This window comes from Steroidobacter sp., assembly GCF_016790065.1.
Lineage (GTDB): Bacteria > Pseudomonadota > Gammaproteobacteria > Steroidobacterales > Steroidobacteraceae > Steroidobacter.
Genome location: NZ_JAEUPY010000642.1, coordinates 1 through 5,135, shown reverse-complemented (window position 1 = coordinate 5,135; position 5,135 = coordinate 1). Strand labels below are relative to the sequence as shown.

The 5,135-nt window shown below is 61.7% G+C and carries 5 protein-coding genes and 1 tRNA gene; all 6 read left to right on the top strand.

Annotated features, from left to right (window positions below; genetic code table 11):
* Positions 1-4: 4 nt before the first annotated feature.
* Positions 5-1,828 (top strand): excinuclease ABC subunit UvrC, encoded by a 1,824-nt coding sequence (uvrC, locus tag JNL55_RS26600; protein WP_293861639.1) that lies wholly within the window; start codon positions 5-7, stop codon positions 1,826-1,828.
* Positions 1,815-2,447, top strand: a complete 633-nt coding sequence (pgsA, locus tag JNL55_RS26595) for a CDP-diacylglycerol--glycerol-3-phosphate 3-phosphatidyltransferase (RefSeq protein ID WP_293861636.1) — start codon at positions 1,815-1,817, stop codon at positions 2,445-2,447. Before uvrC ends, pgsA begins: the two co-directional genes overlap by 14 nt.
* Before the next feature lie 104 nt (positions 2,448-2,551).
* Positions 2,552-2,627 (top strand) — tRNA-Gly (locus tag JNL55_RS26590).
* A gap of 265 nt (positions 2,628-2,892) precedes the next feature.
* Positions 2,893-3,456, top strand: a complete 564-nt coding sequence (locus JNL55_RS26585) for an RNA polymerase sigma factor (RefSeq protein WP_293861633.1) — start codon at positions 2,893-2,895, stop codon at positions 3,454-3,456.
* On the top strand, positions 3,431-4,531 hold the full coding sequence (locus tag JNL55_RS26580) for a FecR family protein (RefSeq protein WP_293861630.1): 1,101 nt from the start codon (positions 3,431-3,433) through the stop codon (positions 4,529-4,531). Before JNL55_RS26585 ends, JNL55_RS26580 begins: the two co-directional genes overlap by 26 nt.
* 87 nt (positions 4,532-4,618) lie before the next feature.
* On the top strand, positions 4,619-5,135 hold a 517-nt coding region (locus JNL55_RS26575; protein ID WP_293861627.1), incomplete at its 3' end, for an STN domain-containing protein.

The window sequence follows — 5,135 nt, the reverse complement described above, 5'->3', positions numbered from 1 at the left end:
CGGCATGAGTGCCGTCGCCTTCGACTCCAAGCTGTTCCTGGCCAATGTCAGCCAGCGTCCGGGCGTCTATCGCATGATCGGCGCCGACGGCGAAGTGCTGTACGTCGGCAAAGCGCGCAATCTGAAGAATCGGCTGACCACGTACTTCGTCGGCAAGGCGCAGGCGGCCAAGACCATGGCCATGGTCGCGCAGGTGGCCAATGTAGAAGTGACCGTGACCGCGTCGGAAACCGAGGCGCTGCTGCTCGAGTACAACTTGATCAAGCGGCATCGGCCGCGGTTCAACGTCACTCTGCGCGACGACAAGAGTTTTCCCTACCTGTACGTCACCACCGAAGACGAATACCCGCGCATCAGTTTTTATCGCGGCAGTCGCAAGTTGCCGGGTCGATTCTTCGGTCCTTATCCAAACGCGAGAGCGACGCGCGAGACCATTCTGTTGCTCCAGAAGCTGTTCCTGCTGCGTCCGTGTAGCGACTCGTTCTTCGCCAATCGTTCGCGGCCCTGTCTACAGCATCAGATCAAGCGGTGTTCGGGACCGTGCGTGCGCCTGATTTCGCCCGAGGACTATCGCCAGGACGTGAACGATGCGACCAAGGTGCTGGAAGGCAAGGGCGCTGAGCTGATCGACGACCTGGCGCAACGCATGGAGGAGGCCTCGCAAGCACTGGAGTTCGAAAAGGCCGCGCGGTTGCGTGACCAGATCAACGGCATCAAGGCGATTCACTCGACTCAGTCGGTCACGCGGAACGCCACCGAAGACATCGACGCCGTCGCACTCGTGTCCCATGGCAGCGATCATTGCGTGTCCATAGTGTTCGTGCGCGGCGGGCGCAACCTCGGCAGCAACAATTTCTTCCCCAAGCCCGGCATTGCCGAAGCAGGGGAGTTGCTCTCGGGCTTTCTGGCGCAGTACTACCTCGGTCGCGAGGCGCCTGGCGAAATCCTGATCAACGAGCAGATCGAGGATGCCGATACGCTGGAACAGGCGTTGACCGAGCGTATGGAGCGGTCGGTGCGCATTCGACCTAATGTTCGCGGCGTTCGAGCGCGCTGGCTGGAGATGGCGCGGACCAACGCCGAGCTCGGCGTGAAGATGCGTCGTGCGACCGAGGCGACCAGCGTCGAACAGCTGCAGTCCATGCAAGAGGTGTTCAACCTGCCGAATCCGCCGGCGCGTATCGAGTGCTTCGACATCAGTCACACCATGGGCGAGCGCACCGTTGCGTCGTGCGTGGTGTTCGGACCCGAGGGGCCGATCAAGAGCGACTACCGACGCTTCAATATCGAAGGCATTGCCGGCGGCGACGACTACGGCGCCATGCACCAGGCACTGTCCCGACGCTATGCCAGGGTCAAAAAAGGCGAGGCGCCCACGCCCGACGTGCTATTGATCGACGGCGGCCCCGGGCAGATGGCCCAGGCCAGCGAGGTGTTGAAGGAGTACGACATTAATAATGTGTTGATCGCGGGCGTCGCCAAGGGCGCGGACCGGCGGCCGGGGCAGGAGCGACTGTTCCTGCCGAATCAGGAGCTGCCGATCATGTTGCCGCCGGATTCGCCGGCCTTACACCTGATCCAGCGCGTGCGCGACGAAGCGCATCGCTTCGCCATTACCGGCCATCGCCAGCGACGCGGCAAAGCGCGGACCGAGTCGATCCTGGAAACCGTGCCCGGCTTGGGGCCGCGCAAACGCCGGGAACTGCTGCGCCAGTTCGGCGGTCTGCAAGGGGTGACCCGGGCCGGCATCGACGATTTAGCCAAAGTCCATGGCATCGGTCGTAAACTGGCGCAAACCATCTTTGACACTTTGCATGCGAACGGCTGAAAAGTCCTTACAATTCCCCCCGGTGACTTTTCCCATCGCGAATATCCTGACCGTGGCGCGGATCCTCATGATCCCGCTGGTGGTCGTTCTGTTCTACATGCCCCAGCCGTGGGCTGCAGCGGCGACTGGCTGGACGTTCATCCTGGCGGCCGTCACCGATTCGTTGGATGGCTATCTGGCGCGCAAACTCGGCCAAACCTCGGCGCTCGGCGCGTTCCTCGATCCGGTCGCGGACAAACTGATGGTGGCGGTGGCCTTGGTGCTGTTGGTCAGCTACGACCCGCCGATGCTCGAGTACTTCAAGTTCGACCCGCACACCATGATCGCGTTGACCGCCTGTGTGATCGTGGGTCGCGAAATCACCATTTCCGCGCTCCGTGAATGGATGGCTGAGATGGGCGCGCGCGGCAAGGTGGCGGTATCCGCCATCGGCAAGTTCAAAACCATTTTCCAGATGACCGGCCTGTCCATGATGCTGTTCCGGGGCGATGTCTGGTTCATCCCCGCCTTCGAGCTGGGCTTTTATTGCTTGGTAGCGGCGGCCATCTTGACGCTCTGGTCGATGGGGGTTTACCTACGGGCCGCCTGGCCGGACCTGATGCGCTCGGGTACTAGATAACTTGTGCACAAAGATGGATTTAAGTGCACATCTTGCCTTGACACTTGGCTCTCCGTCCCTAGAATAGCGGCCTCTTCTGAGGGCAGCAGCCTTCGGGCGACCAAGCGGGAATAGCTCAGTTGGTAGAGCGTAACCTTGCCAAGGTTAAGGTCGCGAGTTCGAGCCTCGTTTCCCGCTCCAAATTCCATATTGGCACCAGCCACTTACACACCCAGTTGTAAAGTGGCGGACGGCTTCCGGACCAAACTCGGTTTGGTCCCAGAGCCCACACAGTCCACGGTGCAAGCCTGCCACCCTTCCAGCTTACGGCCGACTAGCCAATCCAGGCAGCGGCGCGTTACCTCGATCCTCAGTTAGGATCAGCCATCGCCGCTCCTCCAGTTCCAGCGAGGGGGAAAGAACGGCGAGCCAGCCCGTCTTAGGATGAACCTTGGGTGAGGCGGCGATGTCGACTCGCGAAGCGAAACGTCGGATGACGGACTGGTTCCGCCAGTGGCGGGATCCTTTGCTCAAATTTCTAGTCGGTCGGACCGGAGTGCGCGCGGCCGATGTGGAGGATGTGGGCCAAGAGGTGTTTCTGCGGCTCATGCGTTACGACAAGCTCGAACTCATCGAGCATCCCCAGGCCTATCTCTACAAGATCGCTTCGAACGTCGCAGCGGAATGGTCGATGCGGGCCCGCAGCCGCGCCCCGCATGCCGCGCAATGGTTGGAGGAATTGGTGGACGGCGATCGTCCGGATGCAAGCCTGTTGCGCGTGCAGTCCGGGGAGGAGATCAAGCGGGCGCTAGCGACGCTTTCCGATCGTCAGCGCGAAGTGCTCAATCTGTATTTCGGGGAGGGGCTTTGCTACGCGGAGATCGCGCAACGCACCGGAGTGACATTGCGCAGCGTGCGACGGGACTTCGAGCGCAGCTACGAACGGCTGCGCCACGAACTGGATCCCGACCTTCTGAAAACTTACCAGACTGAGGCGCTGTGCCGTGGACGCGATCGAACGACGGGTTAGGGCCTGCAAAGAAGCGGCCCAATGGTGGGCACTGCTACAGGCTGGCGACGTACCGCGGGCCGAGCGGGAGCGATTCGTCGAGTGGCTGGGCGAATCGAAAGTGCATGTGACCGAAATCCTGCGCATCATGCAGGTCCACGGCACGCTCGATCAATTCAACGAATGGGACAGCATCGTGAGCCAAGCCACGCCTGCTGTCGGGAAAGTCGTGCCTATCTCGCCGGCCCTGACCTCGGCCGCGCGTCCGCTCGATCAGCATCAAGCAGCGGGACGCAGACCTAAGCTGAAGGTTGCGATTGCAATCGCCGCTGCCGTTGCGGCAGTGACCGTCGGTGTCTTCACCTTTGTTGCCAACGGGCAAGGACAACTGATCGCGACCGATCGCGGCGAGCGTCGCGAGTTGGTGCTCGAAGACGGTAGCGTCGTGCAGGTCGATCCGCAGACGCGCCTGCGAGTGCGATTCGAGACCCACGTGCGTCGCTTGCAACTGCTCGAAGGACGAGCGGTGTTTCGCGTAGCCAAGAATCCACAGCGACCCTTTGTCGTCGAATCCGATGACGCCAAGGTGCGGGCTGTCGGTACGGCCTTCGGCGTCGAGCGGCGCGGCGATCACGTATTGGTCGTGACCGTCGCGGAAGGAAAAGTCGCGGTCGTGACCGGGGCGCGAGAAAAAGAACTGTTTGCAGCGGGCTCGGCAGCAACGACTCCCGAAGCAACGCCGCGTAGTGAAATCTATGTCACCGCGAATCAGCAAGCTACGGTGCAGCGCGCACAGCTGGCGGTGCCGGTGCAAACCGTCGACAGCAGTCAAGAGCTGGCTTGGGCCGATGGACGCCTGATTTTCAGGAACGAAACGATGGCCGATGTCATCACCGCGTTCAACCGATACAACCGCGTCCAGCTTCGGGTGACCGATGCGACGCTCTCCGCCCGGCGGGTGAGCGGCGTGTTCGATGCGGCTTATCCCGAGGAATTCATCGCATTCGTGCAAGGTGCATTGCCCGTCACGATCGAGCGGGCCGATCCGGGCACGATCACCATCGCGCCGCGACGCTCGGCACCCGTGGCTAAGTAACAACGGAAGAACCTTCGACCCATGGGGGAAAAAACTCAGTCTCGGTCCGTCTTATCGGCGCCAATTCAAATAATGGGGAGACTGACCGTGAGACTAACCGTAACGGCAGCGGTGGCATGCGTGTGTGCCACGTTCGCAGCGGCGCAACCTGCGCATGCGATCATCAAGCGCTATGAACTCAACATTCCCGAGCAGCGTCTCGACACTGCGCTCGCCGAGCTCGCTCAGCAAACTGGCCTGCTGATCGCGCGCTTCAGCGACACCGTCGACGACGGTGATTTGGTGGGGCCGATCTCCGGCACGCAGACCGTAGAGGACGCTCTGACCATCCTGCTCGAGGGCACGGGCTTGACCTTCAAGGCCGTGAGCGAACGAACCATTGCGATCGGCGATCCCAAGGAGATGCCCACGGCGTCCTCGCAAGCCACCGGTGCCAGCAAGGATGAGGTGCTGGAGTATGTGATCGTCAGCGGCTCGCAGGTCGAGTTGCCACCGAACTACGCCGGCGGCCAGGTGGCGCGTGGCGGTCGCACCGGTCTGTTCGGCAATCTCGATGTGATGGATACACCGTTCAACAGCACCAACTACACCGCCGACCTGATGC

Excerpts from the sequence above, each read along its gene's own strand:
- pgsA (WP_293861636.1), top strand. The coding sequence starts at position 1,815 with ATGCGAACGGCTGAAAAGTCCTTACAATTCCCCCCGGTGACTTTTCCC.
- JNL55_RS26585 (WP_293861633.1), top strand. The coding sequence starts at position 2,893 with ATGTCGACTCGCGAAGCGAAACGTCGGATGACGGACTGGTTCCGCCAG.
- uvrC (WP_293861639.1), top strand. The coding sequence starts at position 5 with ATGAGTGCCGTCGCCTTCGACTCCAAGCTGTTCCTGGCCAATGTCAGC.